The following is a 26,183-nucleotide window of genomic DNA, read 5'->3' as shown; positions in this document are numbered from 1 at the left end:
TTTTTAGCTTTGCCTGTCATTCCCGACATTAAAATGACGACAACGGGATTATTTGATGTGAAGTCATTTCAGCATATTGGATTACAATAAAAAAAGATGCACTCTCAAGTGAGTGCATCTCAGCGTGGCGACAAACCCTCGCATTCGTTGTCAGGCCTGCGCTTCGGTGCTCACGAATTTCAACATTCGCTGTGCTCCGATGCTCGTCCTTCCTAGAATTCAAGGGTTTTCAATCACGCTGAAAAGATGAAAAAATCCTAAAACTAAAAATCGTTTTAGGATTTTTTCAACAATCTAAGATGCACTCTCAAGTGAGTGCATCTTTTTTTAAACCTCCATAATGATCGGAAGGATCATCGGACGGCGTTTCGTTTTTTCGTATAAGAACGGCGCAAGCGTATCTGTAATCTCGTTTTTGATTTCAGACCATTGAGTCGTTTTTCGTTCCATCACTTTTTGTAAGTGGTTTGAAATGAGCTCTTGAGCGTCATTGATCAAGTCGCCAGATTCTCTCATGTACACAAATCCTCTGGAAATCAAATCAGGCCCAGCTGAAATCTTAAAGCCATCCATGTCAATGCTGACAACCACGATGACAAGGCCTTCTTCAGAAAGAATTCTGCGGTCACGAAGCACGATATTGCCAATATCACCGATGCCGCTTCCGTCAATGTATACTGAACCGGACGGGATTTTGCCGGCAACTGAAGCTTCATCACCTTTAAGCGCCAATACTTCACCATTATCCATGATAAAGCAGTTTTCTTCAGGGATGCCGCAATCTGTTGCAAGTTTGACATGCATCTTTTGCATTCTGTACTCACCGTGAATCGGCATGAAGAATTTAGGCTTAATTAAACGTAGCATAAGCTTCTGTTCTTCCTGTCCGCCGTGACCGGATGTATGGATATCATTAAGAGGTCCGTGAATAACCTCGGCCCCTGCACGATACAGCTGGTTGATTGTACGGCTCACGCTGATTGTGTTGCCTGGGATAGGGGATGAAGAAAATACGACTGTATCTCCAGGATTGATTGAAATCTGGCGGTGTGTGCCGTTTGCAATCCTTGATAATGCCGCCATCGGTTCCCCTTGGCTTCCTGTACATAAAATCGTTACTTTATTAGCAGGCATACGATTGATTTCGTTATGCTCAATAAACGTATTTTTAGGACAGTTAATATATCCGAGAGTTTGTCCGATTTCGATAGCCGATTCCATACTGCGTCCAAATACGGCAACTTTTCTTCCATTTAATACAGCAGCCTCAATTACCTGCTGCAAGCGGTGAATATTCGACGCAAATGTAGCAAAGATAACTCGGCCGTCTACCTTGCGGAAAATGTCGTGAATGCTTTCTCCGACACGGCGTTCAGACATGGTGAACTCTGGGTTCTCACTGTTTGTGCTGTCTGAAAGGAGGCACAGAACGCCTTCTTTTCCGATTTCGGCCATTTTCGTCAAGTTTGCCGGCTCGCCGACTGGAGTAAAGTCGAATTTGAAATCTCCAGTATGTACGATGTTTCCTGGCGGTGTCTTTACAACAATACCGTAGGAATCCGGAATACTATGTGTTGTTCTGAAGAATGACACAGCCGTTTTGCGGAACTTTACGATATCATCCTCACCGATAATGTTCAGTTTCGTCTGTCTCAATAATCCATGCTCTTCAAGTTTATTCCGAAGTAAGCCGATCGCGAGTTTACCGCCGTAAACAGGAATATTTACTTGTCTGAGCAGGTACGGAATACCGCCGATGTGGTCTTCGTGCCCGTGAGTGATAAAAAGCCCTTTAATTTTATCTTCGTTTTTGACTAAATACGTGTAATCAGGGATAACGTAGTCAATTCCGAGCAGTTCGTCCTCGGGAAACTTGATCCCCGCATCAATCAGCACAATTTCATCCTGAAATTGTACCGCATACGTATTTTTACCGATTTCGCCCAACCCTCCGAGGGCGAAAACAGCAGTCTGATCATTTTTTACAAATTTCATACCGCTCATAACTCCAATACTTTAAAATTTTCGCTCTGTTGTTCATATTCTAAAAATGCACCATTAACAGGTGTGATAAACTCAATATTAAATTTCTTCTCTTTCAGCTTTGTTCTGACGTCACGCTCAGATACGCCTTCAATATAAAGTGAATCTGTCTTTTCCCGAACAGGTACTTCGTCAGCCTTTTCTTGATAAAATACCTTATAAATCATCCAAATCTCTCCTTAAATGCCGTATGTTAGACTCGCTTACTCTATTATATTCGAAAACGGAATATAAGGAAAGCCTTGAGCAAAATAAGGACCTCTCGAAAAGTGAAAGATCCCTTGTCAGGCAATCGCTTTCTTGCGGAGCATTCCGTTCCATTGTCTTCTGAGTTTCTTTCTTAATTTGCGCAGCATTTGTTAGTTCCTCCTTTAATATAAACTTGTCCAGCGTTCTTTTATACAAATAGTATACGGAGATTGAGGAAGACTTTTCGTGGTTATTAATGGAATTTAATGTGATTTTTGAACGAAATAGTTTGCTGAATGGCAATCTTTTTGTATGATGAGGGTGGGAATTGCAGATCATGACGATAAAGGGGAAGTTATAATGGACTCAAAATTAATCTTTTTTGATATTGACGGTACGATATATGATCATGACAAGAATATACCGGAAAGTACGAGAAAAACGGTGGCTGAGCTGCAGCGCCAAGGGCATCATGTGTTTATCGCCAGCGGGCGGTCTCCGTTTATGGTTAAGCCGATTTTGGAGGAGCTGGGCATACACTCATTTATCTCCTATAATGGGCAGTATGTTGTCTTTGAAAATCAAGTGATCTATAAAAATCCGCTGCCTGAAGAGGCAATCAGACGATTATTAAAGCAGGCGGGAGAGGGCAAACATCCTGTTGTTTTCATGGCTGAGGACACGATGAAAGCGACTGTTGCGGATCATCCTCATGTTCTGGAGGGAATCGGCAGCCTTAAAACCGATTATCCAGAAACCGATGACCTTTTCTATGAAGGAAAAGAAATTTTTCAGCTTCTTTTATTTTGCCAGGATGAAGATGAAAAGGCTTATGCCGCTTTTCCTGAATTTGATCTCGTACGCTGGCATGAGTTTTCGACTGATGTTCTGCCGCACGGAGGTTCAAAGGCGGAAGGGATTAAAAAAGTGATTGAGCGTCTCCCGTTTGATATCAGCGATACATATGCTTTCGGCGACGGATTAAACGATCTTCAAATGATTGAATATGTCGGAACAGGCGTAGCTATGGGAAATGCTGTTCCTGAATTAAAACAAATCGCGGACTTTGTAACAAAGCCTGTAGACGAGGATGGAATCGCATACGCTGTTAAAGAATTGGGCCTTTTAAAATAAAGAAACGTCTGGCACTGCACTGTGCCAGACGCTTTTTCTTTTTAGCGCTCAATCGCGATTGCATTTTCAGGTTCTTTGAAAGGATTCTCCTTATCAATATGATCATAGAACATAACGCCATTTAAATGATCGATCTCATGCTGAAACACAATAGCCGGAAATCCTTTTAAACGGATATCAATGTTTTCGCCTTCAAGGGTTGTTCCTTTTACTCTGATGCGAGCATAGCGGGGAACATAACCGGGAATCGCTTCATCAACAGACAGACAGCCCTCGCCGCTTGTTAAGTAGCTTTTTTCGACAGAATGGCTGACGATCTTAGGATTAAACAAAGCATAGCTGTATAACTTTCCGGAAGCATCTTCCGCATGAACGGCGATCATTCGTTTTTTGATATTAATTTGAGGAGCTGCGAGTCCTACGCCTGGACGCAGCTTGTATTTTTCGGCTAATTCCGGATTTTGGCTGTTCTTAACAAATTCGATCATGTCGGCCAGCTGCTGTTTGTCTGCATCAGTCGGAGGCAGCTCAACAGGTTCGGCTGTCTCTCTTAGGGCTGGATGGCCGTCACGTACGATGTTTTCCATAGTAATCAAGAAACTTCACTCCTAAAGCTTAATATGTAAATTATATCGGATTTCTTCACAAAGGTGCAACGAGCGAATGACCAGCCGTAGATGGCTGGTCAAGTTCATGCTGTTTGATTAGCAACAGCCTCCGCCTAAATAAGCAGCTCCGACAATGATTAACAGAATGAATAAAACAACGATTAGCGCAAATGTGCGGCCGTAGCCATATCCATATCCGTAACCACCATAACCGCAGCAGCCTCCGCCGTAACCATATCCATACATATTACAAAACCTCCTCTTTTAATTACGCCAGAGCCTTTATCAGTAGGCATAGCGTCTACTATAAGCTATGTAAAAACAAAAAAGTTGTATGGTCATATGCCTTGTTTTCTCAAGTTTTTGGTCGGTTATCTTCGACAATTTACTGACAGACACATCAGGTGACCTTAAGAAAGTAATTTCCGCTTGGCTATTGTCAAATGGCAATTAGGCATCTATAGTCGAAAATGTCAAAATTGGGGGATTTCTATATGGGAAATTTTCTGAAACCATGTTTTTGGGCATGGGAGCAATTGGGGCAGTAAGTATACTGCTTGCAGGCTGTGGAGGAAAGCAGCCGGTTGAATTGCTTCATGATTCAATGGAAAAACTGTACAAATGGAAAAGTTATTTCAAAAAGAATAAAAACTGGTAATGAAAAATGGAAAATATAGAGCGGAAGTTTTGCAACAGTTTGCTTAATTTAAATATAGATTATTACTCAAAAATTGCCTCAATAGCCAATCAGGCATTAAATAATGCAAACCAGCGCAAGAAACATTTGGAAGCAGAAAAAGACAGTATTACTGATTGTAAAAAAGAATTTGAATCAGCAAAAAAAATCAGCTGAAGATGTTAAGGATAAGAAAGTGAGAGAAAAAGCTAATCGTGTAATCGATTTCGTGGAAAAAGATATGCCGCATCGACACAATGTGCCATAAATAGAATAAGGCTATTTCGTATGACAAAGATTTATACAAGCAGATAATGGATAAAAAGGCGACATTCGTTCAGCTTGCAGAGCAAATTGAAAAAATAAATTCAGTTTATGAAAAAGTGCATAAACAAGAGGAGGAAATTATTACTTATGCTGAGGATTACAACAAAGAAAAAGAAAAACTGTTTACTAGGAAATATGGAGCAAAGTATATTAAGCATATGAGTTGATATTAAATGAGCTAAGCCGCCCGTAAAAAGACAGTTTAACTAGGATATAAATGTATTTGATATTGACAATGTGAAATTAATACTCTAAAATTTATTTAGAGATAAATTCACATAAAACCAATCGTTGTTTCGGCACGTTGGGAGGATTCATTATGTCTTATTATGATGCAATAGAAACATAGTTGTATCATAAATTAACTGAATATTATAAATATTATGAATATTGCACGAGTGAGGACCCTATAGAATGCGATGACTTGCACCATTTGAAGTTAGCCCGCTAATTCAAATCAAACATGTACTTAAACCTTTTATTAAATAAAAGGTTTTTTGCTGTTTTCAAAGATGTTGTGTTTAAATCAAGAGAAGAAATTTGAGGAGATAAAATAACATGCAAAAGTCCAACATTTTGATGTTTTCAGGGCAAGGTTCTCAATACTGGGGAATGGGCAAAAAGCTTTTTAGTACGGACACAGTTTTTCGAGAAACAATGCACCGACTTGATGCCATTGCTATCGAGCTGAAAGGATATTCAATCATCGAGTATATATATGATGAAAAACGAAAAAATGCTAATTTCAGCAATATACTATATTCTCACCCGGCAATTTATATGACGGGGTACGCTGCTGCACAAACACTGATACAAAAAGGTATCGAGCCTGACGGAGTTATCGGAATGAGTTTAGGTGAATTTACAGCAGGAGCAGTAGCAGAAATACTGTCGCCTGAAGAAACGATGGAGTGTGTTTTAAAGCAGGCCGAAATTTTAGAAAACTACAGTCAGCAAGGCGGAATGATGGCTGTGCTGGGTAAGCCTTTGTTATATGATACTGAGCCTTTTTTACGACAGAATACCAATTTAGTTTCGGTGAATGGCCGTAATCATTTCGTTATTTCCGGTGAAATAAAAGCATTAGATCAGGCATCCTCTCTAATGCAGAAAAAAGGAATTGCAAGTCAAAAATTGCCTGTTTGTTTTGGTTTTCATTCCGAATTAATCGATGGTGCTGCACAAAAGTTTAAAGAATATATGAAACATAAAGTTTTTAAGAAACCAAAAATCACTTTCATCTCTTCGGTGTACGGTAAAGAACTGAAATATATTCCTGAAAACTACCATTGGGATGCAATAAGAGAGCCCATTCGATTTCTGGATGCAGTTGATTTTAATGAAAAAAGAAACCCAGCATTCTATATCGATACAAGTCCCTCCGGCAGTCTTGCGGGGATTGCCGAAGAGAGTGCTGCAGATTATTCAAGATCGTCGTTTCATGCAGTGTTGAGTCCGTTTGGAAATGAGATCAACCGCATGGAACAGATAATCAAACGTATTGAAGAACAAAGGCAGAAATATGGGACAGGGGGAGAAAAACAAATGCTGGCTTACGTTTTTCCTGGGCAGGGTGCACAATTTAAAGGAATGGGTGGAGACATATTTAATGAGTTCAGTGATCTGGTTCATAAAGCAGATGCTATTTTAGGGTATTCCATAAAGGATTTATGCCTATCAGACATAGACAACAAGTTAACTGATACAAAATATACACAACCTGCGATTTATACAGTGAGCGCACTTCAATATTTAAAGCTCAAAAAAGAGGGGAAAGCATCCCCGGATTTTACAGCAGGACACAGTCTCGGCGAATATACAGCTTTATTTGCAGCGGGTGTCTTTGACTTTGAAACAGGGCTCAAATTAGTTGCAAAAAGAGGAGAGTTAATGAGTGCGTCTTCACAAGGCGGGATGGCGGCTGTCATTGGACTCAATGAAAATAAAATAAGAGAGGTGCTTAAACAGTTTGATTTTGATCAAATAGATATTGCTAATTACAATACGTCGTCTCAAATTGTGATAGCAGGGGCAGTCGAGGACATAAAGCGGGCAGCTGTATATTTTGAACAAGCGGGGGCAACGGCATATGTTGTTCTGAAAGTCGGGGGAGCTTTTCATTCTCGTTTTATGGAGGATGCGAAAAAGCATTTTGCCAAATTTATCGAACCCTTTCAATTTTCGAAATTAAACATTCCGGTCATATCAAACTATTTAGCTAGACCTTATAAGCAAGAAGACATTAAACATAACTTGATTGAACAAATAACACATTCAGTAAAATGGACTGAAAGTATCAGATACCTAATGGGACAGGGTGTAACTGCTTTTGAAGAGGTCGGACCGGGCAACATCCTGACGAAGTTGACACAAACCATTCAAAAAAATGAGCTGCCGCTTATCATCAACGCACCCGAGGTCGTTGACTTTATTCCTGAAGATGATGATATAAATTCTAGAATAGAGCTGACGGCAGAAACCATCCCAGGGAAAGAATCTACTGGGGGAAATTCTCCAGAATCTCAACTGGGAGATCAATCTTTCAAAAATGATTATAATTTGAAATATGCATATTTGGCAGGGGGCATGCATAGAGGAATTTCTTCAGCTGAAATGATCATCCGTCTTGGTGAAAAAGGAATGATGGGTTTTTTCGGAACTGCAGGCTTAGAAATTGAGGATATTGAGCAAGCGATTATTTCGATTAAGAATGGACTCGAAAAAAGTCAGTTTTATGGAATGAATATTCAATCGGAACCAGATAATCAAGATAAAGAAAAACAGCTGATTGATTTATATGTAAAACATGATGTAAGGGTGATAGAAGCGTCTTCGTACCTTTCCGTTAATGAGGCATTAATTTATTACAAAGCGCAACAGTTGAAGGAAGACAAAGACGGTCATGTCATGCCTTATAATCGAATCATTGCAAAAGTATCCCGACCGGAAGTTGCAGCGGCGTTTCTGAGTCCAGCTCCTGCAAGCATAGTCGAGAAAATGGCCGAACAGGGCATTTTAACTTCACAACAAGTAAAATGGCTAAGCGGAATTCCTGTAGCTGACGATATGATCATTGAAGCGGATTCCGGCAGTCATACTGATCAAGGAGCGTTATCAGTTATGCTCCCGTTTTTTATGAGGATGCGTGACGATATGATGAAAACGAATAACTATAAAAAGAGAATTAGAATTGGAGCTGCCGGAGGTATCGGAACTCCCGAAGCAGCAGCCTCTGCTTTTTTAATGGGAGCTGATTTTGTTATGACAGGGTCTATCAATCAATGTACAGCTGAGTCCGGCACAAGTGAATCTGTCAAAGAATTATTGAGTGAAATGGAAATACAGGATACTGCTTATGCACCTTCCGAAGCTATGTTTGAGTTCGGCGCAAAGGTCCAGGTAATGAAAAGGGGAATGTTGTTCCCTGTCAGAGCAAATAAATTGCAGCAATTGTATCAGCAATTTCAGTCTCTCGATGAGATAGATGATAAAACAAAGATCCAGTTAGAAAGTAAGTATTTTAAAAAAACTTTTGATGAAATCTATGAAGACATTAAAAGAACATATCCAAATCTAGTTGAAAAAGCGGACCGTAATCCAAAATTTAAGATGTTATTAATTTTTAAGTGGTATTTGCGAAAAGCCAGTTTGTTTGCATTGGAAGGGGAAGAAAAAAGAAGGGTGGATTATCAGGTGCATTGCGGTCCGTCTCTGGGTGCTTTTAATCAGTGGGTGAAGGGAACAGAATTAGAAGCATGGAGAAACAGGCATGTTGGGGAAATCGGTGAAAAGATAATGATTGAAGCAGAAAACTTACTAAGGCATCGATTGAACACGATATTTCAATAAAAGAGAGGGGCTGCTGGAAACGAATGGTTCATCATTTGAATAAAAAGACTGGGAGCGATAATTCGTATAAATCATCTGATATAGCAATTATAGGAATTTCATGCAGATTTCCTGATGCTAATGATTATCATGAATTCTGGGAGAATATACATAGCGGCAAAGATTCCATTCGAGAAGTGCCGCTTGAACGGTGGAACCCTGAACAATATTATTCTGCTGACATCAACATTCCAAATAAAAGTATCAGTAAATGGGGAGGGTTTATTGAACAGGCCAGATACTTCGACCATAAATTCTTTCATATTTCTCCTCGTGAAGCAAAAAACATGGATCCTGAACAAAGAATTCTTTTAGAGGAGACATGGCGCTGCATTGAAGATTCAGGTGTATCATTGAGTGAGCTTCAGGATAAAACTACTTCTGTCTTTACAGGTATTATGAACTCTGACTATCGTCAGATGGGCTGTGCTGATTCGGAAATAGACAGCTATGCTTGTCTGGGGAGCTTTGAGTCTATTCTTTCCAACCGCATTTCATTCGCATTTGATTTTACGGGGAAAAGCATGTCTGTAAATGCTGCGTGCGCGTCATCGCTTGTTGCTCTGGATGAAGCGGTTAGATCACTGAGGGAAAAGGAAAGCGATTTTGCCATTGCTTCGGGTGTGAATTTAAATTTTCAGCCTTGGAAATACATATCATTCTCAAAGGCCAGAATGCTGAGCCCCGATGGTAAATGTAAGAGTTTTGACGCGGCTGCAAACGGCTATGTTCCTGGCGAAGGCGCAGGAGTTTTATTGATTCAACGACTGGATGAAGCAGTAAAAGCCGGTCATCATATCTACGGCATTATTAAAGGAACAGCTGTAAATCATGGCGGGAAAACCCGTTCAATTACTGCGCCTAGTGTGGATGCTCAATGTCAAGTCATTTTATCTGCTTTAAAAAGTGCCAATGTAGATGCTTCAACGATTTCTTATGTTGAAGCACACGGCACGGGAACATCTTTGGGCGATCCAATCGAAATTGAAGCTTTGACGAAAGCGTATCTGCAATATACTGATCATACACAATATTGCCGGATCGGAAGTGTCAAAACGAATATCGGTCATTTGGAAGCAGCAGCCGGTATGGCAGGATTAATTAAAGTGTTAATGATGATGAAACATCGAAGGATACCGAAAACGTTAAATGTAAATATGGTGAATCCAATTATCCAATTTGAAAAAACACCATTTGTTCTGGCAAGAAATTCATGTGATTGGCAGGCTCCGGACGGAGAACCGCTTAGAGCGGGAATAAGTTCTTTCGGCTTTGGGGGCGTTAACTCTCATGTCATTATCGAAGAATTTATACACAAAGAAGTATCAAAAGCAAGCTGTAACGGTAAAATACAACCGTTTCTTTTCTCTGCAAAAAGTGAAAAAAGCATGGAGCAAATGTTACAGCAGTGGAAATCATTTTCCGGCGAGTCCGAGGAATTTCAAAAATGTTCACATGAAGAAATTAGCAGCACGCTTCTGACCGGCAGAGCAACGTTTGAGTATAGAGCAGGCATATTAGCAGACAGCAAGGCCGAATTAAGGAATCATATTGAAAATGGAGTGACGATTCATAAGAAAAATGATTGTAAGTGGATACTTGTTATTGGTGACTTAAAGTGGGAAAGCTACGAACAATTTACAGCGATTAAAAGGGTATTCCCTAATATAGAAAAAGAAGTAGAGAAAATGCTGCAAGGCATTTCGACTGTAGATTATACATTTAAAGAGAAATGGACAACTGAAAAATCCAGACTGTATTCTGTAGTTATCAATACTGCAATAGTAAAAAGCATGCTGACTGCGGGTTTTAGACCAAGCTGTATTACCGGTGTTGGAGACGGGTATTTTATTGCTCTTGCTGTAGCCGGTATACTAAAAATTGAAAATGTATACGCTTTTATCGCGAATGTTGAGAAGGCAGCGGCATTATTTTGTGATCCGCCGTCCATTCCGTTTCTGAGTCCGTATACCGCGAAAACCTATTTTCCAGTTCAGTTGGATGAGAATTATATCAGGGTGTTACTGAATGGTATTCATTTCTCAGTTGAATCTGCGATTCATTTACGGAAAAAAGCACAATTACTTCTTAAACATCAATATACATTTAAAGGCTACATAGAGGAATGGGAAAAGTCGGCACACTCTCAGCAAATCAGTGTCTTGAAGAATATTATTGATGAATCAGGATTTAGCGGAGAAAAACTGACGGATGAGGAAGTAGTAACGTTAGTAGCAATCCTTGCTTCTTTGCAAAGACTCTATAAGAAATGGGATTTAACAGAGCAAGAAGGCTTATCAGAAAACCGATATTCTCAAGAACTCTTGTACCTAATTGATGCCGGTGTGCTGTCTAAAGAGCTTGTTATGAGCATGTTATTGAAACAGCCGGAAGGAATAAAACAGGCAGTTAAGTATTTACAACAGGCACCGTCCGATTTTTATGAAAAAGACCGATTTCCATTAATGGCTGATCACAACCAAATACAGGATTTAAATCAAGAGATAACTGACCTTGTTCTAAAAATATCGGAAAAAACAATTGAGCCGAATAGAGATATTGAAATTCCTAACTTTTTCACCTTTCAATTCGGAACCTTGCCTCTTACGATGAATATTAAGCATGAAGCATATTTTAAGCCGAGCAAATCGGCTGATGAGTCTCTTTATCAGGTGTTTATGCAAATGTGGCTAAAAGGAGAAGAAATTGTTTGGGCAAGACTGGGTGATCACAATAAGAAAAAAGCGGTTTTACCTGTTTATCCATTTGAACGCTATCATTTTGATTTGAAATCTGAAATATCAAAAACAGACGCATTTTCTGTGGAGAATATAAAGCGGTCATTATATGCACCGGTATGGAAGGAATCACCGTTGCCGGAAGTTCTTACTGATGGACAAAGGTGTACGATTTTGCTTTTTTCGGATCATAAGAGGTATTCGGAAGTATTGCAAGAGAGAGAGAACACATTTGTATATCTTGTCACGAAAGGTGATCGTTTTGAGCAAATAAGCGATGATGTGTTCACAATAAATAGAGAAAACCCTGAAGATTATATAAGCCTGATTCGATTGTTAAAGCAAAAAAATGCAATACCAGATTCGATTTTGCATGCATGGGCTGACAAACAATCAGAATTTGATGAAGCATTGCAAACAGGAATATACTCCGTTTTTTACCTGACAAAGGCATTAATAAGTGAAAACCTTATAAACAAGGTGCGGCTTATATATGTATTCAGTAATGATAAGGAAAAGAGACTGCCCTGTTTTGAAGGGATCGGCGGTTTTTTTAAGTCAGTAAAGCAAGAATATCCTGAGCTGTGCTGTAAGGCGATTCGCTTTACAAATGGCTCAATGTCAATTTTGTATTCTGAAGAGTCAGACATCTTATATAAAGAAATAGATGCAGCCCCGGACCATAACATAAACATTATGTACAAAGACGGTGTAAGGTATGCCCAGGTATTAGAGAAGAAGACTAAAACGAACTTCTCCCCAGTCCAATATCCCGGAAAAGATAAAGTGTACTTAATTACAGGGGGATTAGGGGGGATTGGCAGTAAAATTGCTGAGTATTGTGCAAAATCCGAAACATGCACAATCATTCTGTCAGGACGTTCTCCATTACGCGGGAAAAAACAGAAGCTGTTGGAATATTTAAATCAATTTAATGCGGAAGTCTTTTATATGCAGGCAGATATATCAGATAAAGAAACCGTAATAAAAATGGTCGATGATATTATGGAACGATATTCAGGCCTTAGCGGGATTATTCATTGTGCGGGAGTTATCAGAGATTCATTCCTTTTTCAAAAAACAAACCAAGAGCTTTCAGAAGTCATAGCTCCGAAAGTGCAAGGAACGTTGTATCTGGATAATGCGACGAAGGAGATTGACTTGGACTTTTTCGCTGTTTTTTCATCAGTGGTCTCTATTGCAGGAAACGAAGGTCAGACTGATTATGCATATGCAAACAGCTTCTTAGACCACTTTGCTGAGTATAGAGAACAGAAGCGTCAAAAATCTCAGCGCAACGGGCGTACTTTAACAATCAATTGGCCGTTATGGAAAGAAACCGGAATGGGAGTGAGTATATCAGATCAGGCGAGAACATCACTTTTTCGTGATTCGGGTCTTGAAGAATTGTCTTCTGAAGCTGGGGCGGATTGGTTCGCCCAGATTGTGATGTCCGGACAGCTACATAATATTGCAGTCTGCGGAGATTCAGACCGTTTTGAACAATTTATGGAGCAGCGATTTCAAACGAATTACACACAAATAAGCGACACAATTCAGTTGGCTTCAGGTGATGTGAAAATACAGACGAGATCATTTTTAGCAAGCATTATTTCAGCCGAAGTTGGTGTTAAACCTGAGGAAATAGACCATTCTGTGCACTTAGCTGAATATGGTATGGACTCGGTCATGATACATCAATGCAATTCAAAGCTGGAGCAGGCGCTAGGAGCTATTTCAAAAACGCTTTTATTTGAGTTCCAGACCATCACAGACTTGGCAGACTATCTCATAAAGGAATATCCGGATCGGCTGGATAGTTTATTTCCTGCGAAAGAGAATGAAAAACTAATTCAGAGTTCTACAGCTGTTAATCCGGCTCAATTACATATTGCGCCTGTAATGAAGGAGAAAGAAAAACACGATGGTATAGCTGTCATCGGCATAAGCGGGCGATATCCCGGTGCGGAGAACATCGAGGAATTATGGGATGTATTATCTCAAAAGAAAGATACTATCACAGAAGTTCCGATAGAACGCTGGGATGCCCGCGCTTATTATGATTCTGATCCTGCTAAAGCCCAACAGGGAAAGATTTATTGTAAGTGGGGAGGTTTTTTACCGAGTGCTGATTCATTTGATTCTTTGTTTTTTCATATATCGCCAAGAGAAGCAGAAGCCATGGATCCTCAGGAACGTATCTTTCTGGAAACTGTGTGGAAGGCGTTTGAAGATTCAGGGTATACCCTGAATCGTTTGCAAAAAACAGCGGGAAAACATGTTGGGGTTTTTGCTGGAGTTACGACTAATTCTTATAAACTGCTCGGTGAACGAATACCGACAGATAGAAATACTGTGATCCCAAACTCGTTTCCATGGTCTCTTGCGAACAGAGTTTCTTACACATTTGATTTTACAGGGCCAAGCGTACCTGTTGACACAGCTTGTTCTTCATCATTAACTGCAATCCATATGGCGTGTGAAAGTTTAAAAAAAGGTGAGTGCTCTATTGCTGTTGCCGGGGGAGTTAACTTGTATTTACATCCGTCGGACTACTTGTACCGCTGTCAAATGGGGATGCTTTCAAAGACAGGGCAATGCAGGAGCTTTGGTGCAGGGGGTGACGGTTTTGTACCCGGAGAAGGTGTAGGAGCAGTTATTCTGAAACCACTGAAAGATGCAATTCGGGATAATGATACGGTGTACGCAGTGATTAAAGGGACAGCGATCAACCATGGAGGGAAAACGAACGGTTATACCGTTCCTAATCCAGCAGCTCAGGCAAGCCTTATTCAAGAGGCTCTTGCTGCAGCTGATTGGAGCGCCAGAAGCATCGGCTATATTGAAGCCCACGGCACAGGTACCCCGCTGGGTGACCCAATTGAAGTCAGAGGCTTGACAAAAGCCTTTAGAGAATATACGGACGATTCATCATATTGCTCGCTTGGGTCCATTAAATCAAACATAGGTCATCTTGAAGCAGCAGCAGGTATTGCCGGCCTGACAAAAATCATATTACAGATGAAATATAAAAAAATAGCTGCCACACTTCATGCTGAGCGAATACATCCAGATCTTCATCTTGACGAGACACCGTTCCATCTTCAGCAGGAAACATCTGAGTGGGTGAAGCTTACTGATGAGAAAAATCCCGAAAAAACATACCCAAGACGAGCGGGATTAAGCTCTTTTGGAGCTGGTGGGTCAAATGCACATATCCTTGTTGAAGAGTACGAGCCTCCTGCAATTTCTGATACCAGCTGGCAGGAAGGTGAAGAACTTATTGTACTTTCAGCAAAACATCCGCTAAGTTTACAAGAGTATGCAAAACAGCTTGTAGGGTATCTCCAAAGGGCCAGTCAAAAACATGACCATTCTCTTCTGCAGGCAGTTAAGGGAGAGTTTAAAAAAGCAGCTGAAAAATGCGGCGTTGACATAAAGACTGCGAGAAGCCCCGATTGGCAGTCAGACCTGTTCATGTCATGGATTGACGAAATTTATAACTTTTACAATTTAAGAAGCAGGCAGCCGCAAGATACAGAAGGTTTTACGGAAGAACGCTTTTTGGAACAAAATAAGAAACAAGTCAGTGAGTTTTACGAGCAAGAGGGACTTTACAAACCTGTACGTCTTTCAAATATTGCTTTTACGCTCCTGAATGGACGTGAGCCTATGTCTGAAAGGCTCGCCATTATATCAAAAGATGTCTATGATTTAATCTCTAAACTGAATAAGTACATTAATGGGGATACAGATCAAAGTATATTCAGAGGAAAAAAGATCAATCAGAAGCGAAGACAAAAACAAACCGGTATACAAATGCAGGCAGATAAACGAACAATGGCAGAGATGGCTGAATATTGGGTCTCAGGGGGAGATTTGACATGGGAAGATATCCATATTGAGCGAGCTGCAAGCAAAATTGCGCTTCCCACATATCCTTTTTTAAAGAATAAACTTTGGGTTTCGAAGTCTGTTCATATGCAGAAAAAAGAATTGGTCGATCCAGACCCTTTGTTTAATTTTTCAGCGGGAGAAAGCCGGTTTAACAAAAAGCTGTCAAGTTCTGATTATTATCTGAAAGACCATATCATAAATGGCGAGTTTGTTTTACCGGGAGCTGCGGTCATTGAAGCCGCAAGAGAAGCAGCAGAGAGATTAAATAGAAAACAAGTTGTGAAGTTGAGTCAAATCGTATGGTCACTTCCAATTACCGTTCAGGAAGAAAAGACAATTGCTATTGATCTGTTTCCCAATCAAGAAGGCAGCAGCAGGTTTATAGTGAAAAGTAATTTGTATTCTGAAACCGCTGTTCATTCACAAGGTAAACTTAAGTTCTACGAGGCAGAAGCAGCACGTGAAATAGAACGATTTGAATTGAATAATTTGTTAAAGGAGCAAAAAAGCACAATCAATGGTGATGAGTGCTATAAGAGCTTTAAGCAGGCAGGCTTGGACTATGGCAGCAGTTACCAAGTGATTAAGCAGCTGTTTATCCTTCCAAACGCGGTTCTTTCACGCATATCTCTTGCTGACAATCTTCAGTTAAATGGAGCCAGAGGAATGCTGAATCCATGTTTGTTAGACGGTATTTTCCAGTCAACTATCGGATTTACGCTTGAGCATGATGGCGGTCAAGTGCCATATTTGCCTTTTGAATTAGGAGAGCTGGAGATTTTGAGTGCTCCCTCGGATAGCGGTTATGCTTATGTCATACCAGCTGATGAAAAGAATGCTTCATCTGTAAAAAGATTCAATATTACGTATATGGATGATAAAGGCCAAGTAAGTTTGAAACTGAGAAACTTAGCTCTCAAAGCACTAAAGAGCCCACAGCACAATCAAATTGTAAAAACGGAGAATTCAATCAGTTATTATAAGGACAAATGGGTTCAGGAATTTAATCACCATTCAGATGACATCTGCCGTTCAAACACCTGTTTGGCTATTGTGCTCCATGACGATATAACAGAGCAGCACATTCGCAATGCGTATGAAAGCATTGGCCTGAAGCTAATCTTTGTCCGAGCCGGGAACCAATTTAAAGAAAAGGGAATCTATTCATATGAGCTGAATAGTCATAAACTTGACGATTACAAGACACTGCTGGGGATTCTTACGCGAAGGCAAGTAACAATCGGACATGTGGTTTTGTTTGGAAAGAGTCCCGAAACGAAAATTTCGCATGATATTAAAAGTAAACTTGATGAGGCTGTTTTTCCGGTTTTCTATATAACGAAAGCACTTATGTCAGTGAAGCCCAAAAATAAAATAAAAATATCTCATGTGTTTTTTACAGAAAAAAATCAAGTTTTACCTTATCAAATGGCGTTAAGCGGTCTTTTTCAGGCGCTTCATCTAGAACAGCCTATGTTTACAGGTAGAAATATTGAAATATGCAGCGGGCAGAAGTTGCTGCCGAATGGCCTTCTCCCGGAGTTGGACTGCATCGTAAAAGAAAGTGTTGCTAGCGACAGCGGTTCCACAGAAATCAGATATGTGGATGGAATCAGATACGTGAAGAAGTCCGTCGGTATTAAATATACGAACGGCATTTCAAAAGTTGAAGTGGAAGAAAATGGAGTTTATCTCATTACAGGAGGAGCAGGCGGACTAGGACTGATATTTGCCAAGCACCTTATACAAAAAGGCAGAATAAAGATAGTGTTGATAGGGAGGTCAGAACTTTCTGAGGAATCTGTCAGGCGTATAAAAGAACTGGAAGCCTCCGGATCGGAAATTTTTTATGTTAAGACTGATATTTCTGAGGAAAAAAATACCGCCGATCTGATAAATCTTATAAAAAGCAAACTAGGCTCTTTAAAGGGCATTATACACAGCGCGGGCGTTATAAGAGATTCATTACTCATTAACAAAAGTGAAGAGGATGTGAGAGCTGTCTTAGCAAGCAAAGTACATGGTACGATTTGGCTTGATCAGTACACAGCAAAAGAGCCACTGGACTTTTTTGTCCTGTTTTCATCAATTAGTGCAAAAATAGGGAATGCGGGACAGACGGATTATGCTTATGCTAATCGTTTCATGGATTATTTTGCGGAGCTGAGAGCAGCTGAAGACAAACCTGGAAAGACACTCTCTATTAATTGGCCGTTATGGAAAGAAGGCGGCATGCAAGTTGACAGACACTCAGAGAGATTTCTATATGAACATTTTGGGATGCTGTCCTTAGGTGAACAAGAGGGTCTATCAGCATTTGATAAAGTAATGACAGGGTGTGAACATCAAATCATGGTATTTAGCGGCAATGAATTAAAATTGGAGCGAATCATAGGTATCGCCGAAGAAAAAGGTAATAGAGAAGCAATTGAAGAAAATAATGAGCCAGACAGAACTCTATCTTCACTGAAAAACACTTTGGCACGCATTATCTGCACCGTATTGAAGATTAATGAAAGTGAATTTGATTTTGAGCTGCCTATAAGTGAATATGGATTTGATTCAATTATGTTTACAATGCTGGGTAATGAATTAAACGAATCATTAGGAATTTCAATAATGCCATCCCAGTTTTTTGATTTTTATGATTTTTATGAATTGCTTGATTATATACATGATGAATGTTCACAAGAACAGGTGCAGAATAATCTTTTAGATCATGAGAATAAGAACACCAGAGAATATCTGAAAGAGAAAATTGCACATATCATTTCAGCTCTTTTGAAGATAGAAAGGCAAGAAATAGAAGGAGAAACTTCATTTGGTGAATACGGGTTTGATTCTATTACTTTTACAAGGCTTGGAAATGAAATTAATCAAAGGTATGGAACAGACCTGCTGCCTTCCATTTTCTTTGAATACAATTCGTTAGATGAAGTTGCAGGTTATTTAATAGATCAGTATGGGGACAGTTACAGTTTTTCAACCGATTCTTCTTCCAAAACAGACGCTGAAAAAATAGACGAAGTGGAACCGTCTTTGGATTATGATGACGCATATGCTGATCTTGCTCTTACCTCTTCGGAAGAAAACAGTGAAGCAGAAGGCACGTTAAATGAGCCTGTTGCAATAGTGGGGATAAGCGGACGATTCCCTCAATCAGACACAATAGAGGAACTTTGGGAACAAATCGAAAAGGGCCGTGATTTGATTACAGATATTCCTGAAGACCGCTGGGACTGGAGGGAATTTGATGGTGATCCGATTAAAGAGAGAAATAAAACGAATATAAAAAGAGGGGGATTTATAAACGACGCAGATAAATTTGATCCCTTGTTTTTCGGAATTTCTCCTGCGGAAGCAGAATTAATGGATCCACAGCAAAGGATTTTTATAGAGACAGTTTGGAAGGCAATAGAAGATGCAGGTTATAAACCTTCTGATTTGGCAGGGACTAAAACCGCTGTATTTGCTGGTGTTGCTACAACAGACTATGCTGAACGACTCAGTGAAAATCTTACCCCGATTCAGGCACAGACAGCTACTGGCCTAAATCATTGTATACTGGCGAATCGAATCTCTTATCTGCTGAATATTACGGGTCCAAGCGAACCGGTTGACACGGCTTGCTCCAGTTCATTGGTTGCGTTGCATCGTGCGGCAGAGGGTATTCAGAGGGGAGAATTTGACATGGCCATTGCAGGGGGAGTTCATATTATGACAAGCCCGACCCTGTTTATAGCTTTCGACAAAGCAGGTATGCTGGCAAAAGACGGAAAGTGTAAAACGTTTGATAGAAGAGCGGACGGCTATGTGAGAAGTGAAGGAGCAGCGGCGGTATTGCTTAAACCGCTCAGTAAAGCACAAGCGGATGGGGATCACATATATGGCCTGATTAAAGGAACAGCGATAAACCATGGGGGACACGCCAATTCTTTGACTGCACCAAATCCGAAGGCGCAGGTAGATTTATTAACTGAAGCTTGGAGGAAAGCCGGTGTCAGTCCTGCAACGGTCGGATATATTGAAGCTCACGGGACAGGGACAAGCCTTGGCGATCCAATTGAGGTAAACAGCATTGTAAAAGCATTCAAAACATTATATGAAGAATGGGGCATTCCTTTTACTGAACAAAAGTCTTGCGGGATAGGCTCAGTTAAAACAAATATAGGTCATCTAGAAACGGCTGCTGGAATAGCTGGGGTGATCAAAGTATTATTGGCGTTTAAATATCAAAAACTTCCTGGACTTGTTAATTTTTCTGAACTTAATCCATATATCAAATTAGATGGCACACCGTTTTATATAACAGATACAAATGAAAAATGGAAAAGAATGAGAGATGAACTGTACGTTGACATACCAATGCGAGCAGGTGTCAGCTCTTTTGGATTTGGAGGTGTAAATGCACATATTGTTTTAGAAGAATACAGAGAAAAGAACAGGGGAATATCGGAAAGTAGAAGAAACCACATTTTCGTGTTGTCAGCGAAAACCAATGATCAATTGCTCGACTATATTAAGCTGATGATTCAGTATTTGGATCATGCAATCAGAAAAGAAGTTTCGGTTAATCTGACTGATATGGCAAGTACGCTGCAAAACGGGCGCGAAGAAATGGAAGAAAGAATCGCTATATGTGCTTCTGATATAAGAGAGTTAAGAGACAAATACATCAGCTTCCTTGAGTTTAACAAGAAACAAGAAGGCGTATTTATTAGTGAAAATAAAAAGAAATACACAGTTATAACTGAAGAGCTTCTTCTAGAAGCTATTCAAAGCGGTAAAGAGGAATTGGTGGCTCAATGGTGGGCCGAGGGAGCAAAAGTGGATTGGCGGCAAATATTCAATAAGACATATAACAAAATACCGTTGCCATCCTACCCCTTTGCAAGGGAGAGTTATTGGTTCAGACAGAAAATCAAAAACGTTGAACTGGAAAAGCGGATTCATCCTTTGTTAAGCGAAAATTTGTCAACTTTAAAGAGCTTGAAGTTTAAAACAAATATTACCGGCTCTGAATTTTTTATCACCGATCACCTTGTTTCTGGGCGTCCTGTTTTACCTGGAGCAGCATATCTTGAAATGGCTCTTGTCTCCTCGGAAATAGCTGCTGAGAACACTATATGTAAGATTAAAGATGTCGTATGGAACAAACCAATTACCTACGAAGGAACACCGTTTCACATCTATTCAAGTCTTCAAATGCAAAAAGATAAACTGAATATAACAATCTGCACAGAAGAGCCGGAGGGTGAATTGCAAATCTGCTCACAAAGTATTGCAGAATTCGAGGAATCAAATATTGACAGACCGCTTGAATACTTTGATATTGAATTGTTTAAACACAGCAGTGATACAAAAATTAGCCGTAAAGAATGTTATCAGTATTTCAGCAGAATGGGGCTGGATTATCGCTCTGGGTTTCAAAGCCTGACCGCCGTTTACTGCAGCGGTCAGGAGGTACTGGCAGAACTTGTGCTGCCAGAGCAGCTGAAAAACGATTTTAAGCATTTTAAACTTCATCCGTCATTGATTGACGGAGGATTTCAATCGGTCGCATTTTTGTTAAATGATAATGATAAAGGAAGCTTATATGTTCCTTATTCACTTGAGGAGCTTGTTATTTGTGGCCCGCTTGAGGAAAAATGTTTTGCACGTGTAAAAGAGACTGGATTTTGCACGTATAGCATCCAATTTATTAATGAGGACGGAGAAATTGCTGCAAGCATGAATAACTTTTCTGTCAGAAAAGTGAACGCGGGAGGATTACTGCCGGAAGACAGTGAAGATCAGACAATTCTTTTACTATTAAAACAATTGAAAAACGGTGAGCTTTCCGCTGACCAAGTCTATCAACTGCTGGAGGTAAAATAGTGCATATTAAACAAATACTTTCCTTGATTGAAGAACAGCAGATGTCTCCTGATACAGGATTAGAACTAATTCGCACTTACAGAAAAGAACAAATAAAAAATGGGACGGAGCAGCAATCGCAAGCTGCGTCCCAAACTGTCTTTTTTAAAAGAGATTGGATATCGTCAAAAAATGATGATGTACAGAAACAACAGGCGCCAAGAAGCATATTAATTTTTGATCGAGATAAACGACTTACAGAATATATTAGTATGCTTTACAAAGATCAAGTGCATGTTATTCTCGTAACTCCTAATGTTTATTTCAGCTGTCTGGAGCAAAATGTATACACAATAGACCCGTCAAATGAGGCTCATTATGAAAACCTGTTTGCAGACTTGGAAAAAAGCAAATTTACACCTGGATGTGTTCTATACCTATGGAACAGCGCTGTTCCGGAATTAAGTGAAGAGTTGATTCATAAGGCACTTCTCAACGGGATTTTGCCATTATTTGTTTTAACAAAGGCTTTAATAAAAGCAAAATATGATAATACGAAATTATTGCATATGTATTGGACAAACGGTCAGAATCAGCCGTTTAATGAAGCGGTCGGGGGTTTTATAAAAACGGTAAATATGGAAAGCTCCAAATTGAAGGCGAAAACGCTTCAAATTCATAGAGAAGAGCCTGATTCAGATCCTACCGCTTCGCAATTGTGGGAGATGGCATGTAATGAATTACAAAGCTTTCAATCAAATGAATGCGAAATTTTAATTGACTCTCACAGCAGGTATATTAAAGGAATGCAGCATATTGATTTAGAAAATGCAAAGTCATTAGCTCCGAAGCATGTATCATATCATAAAGGCGGCGTGTATATCATTACCGGCGGTGCAGGAAAACTCGGTCTTATGTTTGCGGAACATATCGCGAACGAAGTTGAGGCGGTTATCATATTGACAGGCCGTTCAGCTTTAAGCGAAGTTCAGAAGGAACAGCTCAGAAAACTAAACGCAAAAGGGTCTTTTGTTGAGTATATACAGACGGACATATCGGAACGAATAAAGGCTGAGCAATTCATCCGTGACGTGAAACAGCAGCATGGCCAAATAAGCGGCATTATCCATGCTGCAGGTCTCATTCAAGATTCTTTTATTGCTAAAAAAAATCTGAGTGAGTTTGTTGAAGTATTAAAGCCGAAAGTATTCGGAACGATTTGGATGGATGAGCTGACAAAAGATGAAAATCTTGATTTCTTTATTCTGTTTTCTTCTGTTGCTGCGAACGGAAATGCCGGTCAGAGTGATTATGCGTACGCCAACAGTTTTATGGACAGTTATGCGATGTTCCGAAATCAGCTGAACAGAAATGGAAAGACACTTTCAATAAATTGGCCGCTATGGAAAGAGGGCGGAATGAATCTTGATGACAGTGCTGTAGTCCATTTGAAAGAGAAATTCGGAATGATTCCGATACATTCAACAGCGGCTTTTAAAGCTTTTGATAAAATGATGCAATCTTCATTTAGTAACATAATGCCTGTGGAAGGAGACCGGGACAAGCTCTTAAAAACAATCCCTTTCCGCAAACTGACTCCTTCAGACAATCAAACGGAAATAGAGAAAAACACTGAAGATAATGAAATTGTAATTAAGGATAAAGTTAATGATTATTTTATCAAAACCATTTGCAGTGAATTGAAAATCCCTAATCATAAAATAAATGCTTATGATTCTTTTGAAAAGTTCGGGATTAATTCACTTATAATCATGTCGCTTATATCAAAGCTTGAAGATACGTTCGGGGATTTGCCTAAAACGATCTTTTTCGAATACCGGAACGTCGATGAGCTTGCTGATTTCTTTCTGAAATCGTTTAAAGAGACAGTATTGAAGGAAGCTGGGATAGCTCTAATAGAAGCCGCACCAAAGCTGAAAAAACATACAAAAATGCAGCAGGAAAGACAGCCTGCACATGCAGTGAGTGTAAATACACCAATTAATGAAGATATTGCAATTATTGGAGTAAGCGGCAGATATCCAATGGCAGATAATGTTATGGAATTCTGGGATTGCATCATTGGTGGAAAGAATTGTATTACCGAGATCCCTAAAGAACGGTGGGATTTCAGATCGGACTACAGTCCTGACAGAATGGACAGAGGGAAAATCAACAGTAAATGGGGAGGGTTTATTAATCGTGTTGATCAATTCGACCCGCTGTTTTTTCACATTTCCCATAAAGAAGCTGAGATGATGGACCCTCAGGAACGTATTTTTCTTGAAACCGCTTGGCATACGTTTGAAGACTCCGGGTATACGAGGGATCGGCTTGACGGTATGAAAGCAGGGGTGTTTGTAGGAGCAATGTACGGGCAATATCAATTATTTGGTGCAGAGGAGACAGCAAAAGGCAATGCTGTTGCGCTCAGTTCTTTTTTTTCTTCTATAGCTAATAGAGTTTCATACTTTTTTAATTTCTCTGGACCAAGTATTGCTTTAGATACGATGTGCTCGTCATCTTTGACAGCCATTCATTTGGCATGTGAAAGTATAAAAAGGGGAGAAAGTGAGATTGCGTTAGCTGGGGGCGTAAATGTGTCCATACACCCTAACAAATATCTTTGGCTGAGCCAAGGGAATTTTGTTTCTACAGAAGGTCTATGCAGAAGCTTCGGGGAAGGTGGAAACGGCTACGTTCCAGGAGAAGGGGCGGGAGCCGTACTATTAAAACCGTTACATAAAGCAATCAATGATCAAGACTGTATTTATGGTGTGATTAAAGGAACAGCTGTAAATCATGGTGGGAAAACAAATGGTTTTACTGTTCCAAATCCAAATGCGCAAGCTGAGCTGATCGCCGAAAACTTTAAAAAGTCAGGCATTAGTCCAAGATCCATCAGTTACTTGGAAGCACATGGAACGGGTACTTCACTTGGAGATCCGATTGAAATTGCGGGGCTGACAAAAGCTTTTGAACAATTTACCGATGATAAACAATTTTGTGCAATTGGTTCAGTTAAATCAAATATCGGACATTTAGAATCTGCTGCAGGCATAGCGGCGCTTACAAAGGTACTGCTTCAGTTTAAGCACCGAAAATTGGCGCCTTCCATTCATTCTGAGCGATTAAATACTAATATAAATTTCGAAAATACGCCTTTTTATGTTCAGCAAAAAGAAGAGGAGTGGCGTAAAGAAGCCGGTATAACTCGTAGAAGGGCAGCGGTTAGTTCATTTGGAGCAGGGGGGGCGAATGCCCATATTATTCTTGAAGAATATGAAAATCATATTGCTTCTGTTAAATATACATGTAGCGGTCCTTATGCCGCAGTTCTCTCAGCAAGAAACGAAGACAGGCTAAGGGAATACGCCCGTCGTCTTCTTCAATATACAGACCAGGAGACAGCCGTATCGGTCGCTGATATTGCTTATACACTGCAAACGTGTAGGGAGCCGATGGAAGAGAGAGTTGCTTTTGTCGCATCGGATCTGCATGAACTTAGGGGAAATTTGAAGCTTTTCTGTGATGAAGGAATAATTGGAGACAATGTATACAAGGGCAATGTGACTAAAGATTATGATAAAGTCTTTGTTTTCCATGATCGGAAAATGAAAGAACAATTCCTTAAAGCTGTTATGGAAAAAAGGGACGTCAATGACCTTGCTAAGTTATGGTCTTACGGTGTTGATATTCAGTGGAGAAATTTATATGAAGATAGACCTAAAGCACGGCGGGTGGATCTTCCTTTGTATCCGTTTGCTGAGGAATTTTATTGGGTGCCCCGTGTTTCTGATGAAAAGCTTTCAGCATTGCAAAATAAAACCGTCTTGCATCCGTTGCTTGATTCTAACGAATCTACCCTTGAGCAGCAATATTTTAAAAAAACAGTAATGGAAAAAGAGATCTGGTTAAAGGATCATGTGGTGAAAGATAAGCGTATTTTGCCTGCGGCGGTTTTTCTTGAAATGGCATGTGCCGCAGGAAATTTATCGTATCGCAGGAAAAAGGTCTCTGGTTTGAAAAACATTACATTTATTAGACCGGCAATGTTATATCAAGAGAGCATAATTGTTTACTCCTTCATTTCTGTCGAAGACGGACGCATCCTTTTTAAAATGGCGGCTGACGAAGATGCAGGTACAAAAGCCGTATTTGCATCAGGAGAATTAAGCTATGATGCTCATCAAAATGCCAAGCACATAGAGAGTATTGACAGACACGAGATCATCAAGAGAAGCGCTTTTATCCATGAACATGATGAATGTTACCGACACTTCCGGGAAAACGGTTTTGACTATGGCCGCAGCTTTCAGTCAATTCAACGATTATGGGGCGGAGACACAGAAGCTCTGGCGCATTTAATACTACCTCAAGAAGCAGCACATACCTTTAATAACAGTATATTGCCGCCGTCTCTGCTTGATGGGGCTTTGCAATCATTGTTTGGCATCACCGAAGGACGAGAACGTGCTTTTGTATATGTACCTTATTCAATAGGTGAGATTTATATCCACCAGAAAGTACCGGAAGAATGCTGGGTGTATGCACGCAAAACAAGCCAAAAAGATCAATTCGAGTTTACTTACGATATTATGCTGGTGAATCATCAAGGAGACCTGCTTGTGCAACTGCAAAACGTAACACTCCGAAAAGGCGAGGTATTTTCAGATCGAGATCCGTATCAAAAGAAACCGGTTTCATCCGTGACACAAGAAAAATTGACCGAGCTGCTCGGTCAATTGCAGGCTGGCGAGTTGACGACAGAGGAAGCTGATCATTTGCTTGCTCAAATGCTGGATTAACACTGGATGTTCAACAATG

General features: G+C 40.0%; 11 protein-coding genes. 7 read left to right on the top strand and 4 right to left on the bottom strand.

Annotation, left to right across the window (positions count from 1 at the left end):
- The coding region (locus BSI_RS22755) for an adenine deaminase C-terminal domain-containing protein (protein WP_219858578.1) at positions 1–90 on the top strand (90 nt) is incomplete at its 5' end.
- Between the two features lie 237 nt (positions 91–327).
- On the opposite strand, the gene rnjA is transcribed toward BSI_RS22755, so the two are convergent.
- Positions 328–1,995 carry a ribonuclease J1 gene (rnjA, locus tag BSI_RS10715; protein ID WP_003238841.1) on the bottom strand — a complete coding sequence of 556 codons (1,668 nt, stop codon included), beginning with the start codon at positions 1,993–1,995 and terminating at the stop codon, positions 328–330.
- Between the two features lie 5 nt (positions 1,996–2,000).
- Complete coding sequence (gene rnpZA / locus BSI_RS10720; RefSeq protein WP_003238840.1) at positions 2,001–2,210, bottom strand: RNA polymerase subunit omega 1; 210 nt, start codon at positions 2,208–2,210, stop codon at positions 2,001–2,003.
- Positions 2,211–2,592: 382 nt separating this feature from the next.
- Between rnpZA and BSI_RS10725 the strand changes: the two genes are divergently transcribed.
- Positions 2,593–3,366: a Cof-type HAD-IIB family hydrolase gene (locus BSI_RS10725; protein WP_003238839.1), complete on the top strand. Its 774-nt coding sequence runs from the start codon at positions 2,593–2,595 to the stop codon at positions 3,364–3,366.
- A gap of 41 nt (positions 3,367–3,407) precedes the next feature.
- On the opposite strand, the gene def is transcribed toward BSI_RS10725, so the two are convergent.
- On the bottom strand, positions 3,408–3,962 hold the full coding sequence (gene def, locus BSI_RS10730; RefSeq protein ID WP_003238838.1) for a peptide deformylase: 555 nt from the start codon (positions 3,960–3,962) through the stop codon (positions 3,408–3,410).
- A gap of 108 nt (positions 3,963–4,070) precedes the next feature.
- Entirely contained in the window at positions 4,071–4,220 is a 150-nt protein-coding gene (locus tag BSI_RS10735) for a YjcZ family sporulation protein (protein ID WP_003238837.1), read from the bottom strand.
- Positions 4,221–4,638: 418 nt separating this feature from the next.
- Here BSI_RS10735 and BSI_RS23085 point away from each other — a divergent pair, with 418 nt between their 5' ends.
- The 5 genes from BSI_RS23085 to BSI_RS10745 all read left to right on the top strand — a co-directional run bounded on the left by BSI_RS23085 (position 4,639) and on the right by BSI_RS10745 (position 26,164).
- Positions 4,639–4,827 carry a YkyA family protein gene (locus BSI_RS23085; protein WP_003238834.1) on the top strand — a complete coding sequence of 63 codons (189 nt, stop codon included), beginning with the start codon at positions 4,639–4,641 and terminating at the stop codon, positions 4,825–4,827.
- Positions 4,828–4,964: 137 nt separating this feature from the next.
- Positions 4,965–5,144, top strand: coding sequence for a YkyA family protein (locus BSI_RS23080; protein WP_003238831.1), 180 nt, complete (start codon positions 4,965–4,967; stop codon positions 5,142–5,144).
- Positions 5,145–5,535: 391 nt separating this feature from the next.
- Positions 5,536–8,826: an ACP S-malonyltransferase gene (gene fabD / locus BSI_RS0121185; protein WP_003238828.1), complete on the top strand. Its 3,291-nt coding sequence runs from the start codon at positions 5,536–5,538 to the stop codon at positions 8,824–8,826.
- Between the two features lie 23 nt (positions 8,827–8,849).
- Positions 8,850–21,377 (top strand): SDR family NAD(P)-dependent oxidoreductase, encoded by a 12,528-nt coding sequence (locus BSI_RS23075; protein ID WP_003238824.1) that lies wholly within the window; start codon positions 8,850–8,852, stop codon positions 21,375–21,377.
- A complete protein-coding gene (locus BSI_RS10745) occupies positions 21,377–26,164 on the top strand; it encodes a type I polyketide synthase (RefSeq protein WP_003238822.1) in 4,788 nt (1,595 codons plus the stop codon). Before BSI_RS23075 ends, BSI_RS10745 begins: the two co-directional genes overlap by 1 nt.
- The last annotated feature ends 19 nt before the right edge of the window (positions 26,165–26,183 follow it).

This window comes from Bacillus inaquosorum KCTC 13429 (genome assembly GCF_000332645.1).
GTDB classification, from domain to species: domain Bacteria; phylum Bacillota; class Bacilli; order Bacillales; family Bacillaceae; genus Bacillus; species Bacillus inaquosorum.
The sequence above is the reverse complement of the archived record's forward strand: the minus strand, read 5'-3'. Positions and strand labels throughout refer to the sequence as shown.

Bases quoted from the DNA above. Each gene is read 5' to 3' on its own strand.
- rnjA (WP_003238841.1), bottom strand. From the start codon at position 1,995: ATGAAATTTGTAAAAAATGATCAGACTGCTGTTTTCGCCCTCGGAGGG.
- rnpZA (WP_003238840.1), bottom strand. From the start codon at position 2,210: ATGATTTATAAGGTATTTTATCAAGAAAAGGCTGACGAAGTACCTGTT.
- BSI_RS10725 (WP_003238839.1), top strand. From the start codon at position 2,593: ATGGACTCAAAATTAATCTTTTTTGATATTGACGGTACGATATATGAT.
- BSI_RS10735 (WP_003238837.1), bottom strand. From the start codon at position 4,220: ATGTATGGATATGGTTACGGCGGAGGCTGCTGCGGTTATGGTGGTTAC.
- BSI_RS23085 (WP_003238834.1), top strand. From the start codon at position 4,639: ATGGAAAATATAGAGCGGAAGTTTTGCAACAGTTTGCTTAATTTAAAT.
- BSI_RS23080 (WP_003238831.1), top strand. From the start codon at position 4,965: ATGGATAAAAAGGCGACATTCGTTCAGCTTGCAGAGCAAATTGAAAAA.
- fabD (WP_003238828.1), top strand. From the start codon at position 5,536: ATGCAAAAGTCCAACATTTTGATGTTTTCAGGGCAAGGTTCTCAATAC.
- BSI_RS23075 (WP_003238824.1), top strand. From the start codon at position 8,850: ATGGTTCATCATTTGAATAAAAAGACTGGGAGCGATAATTCGTATAAA.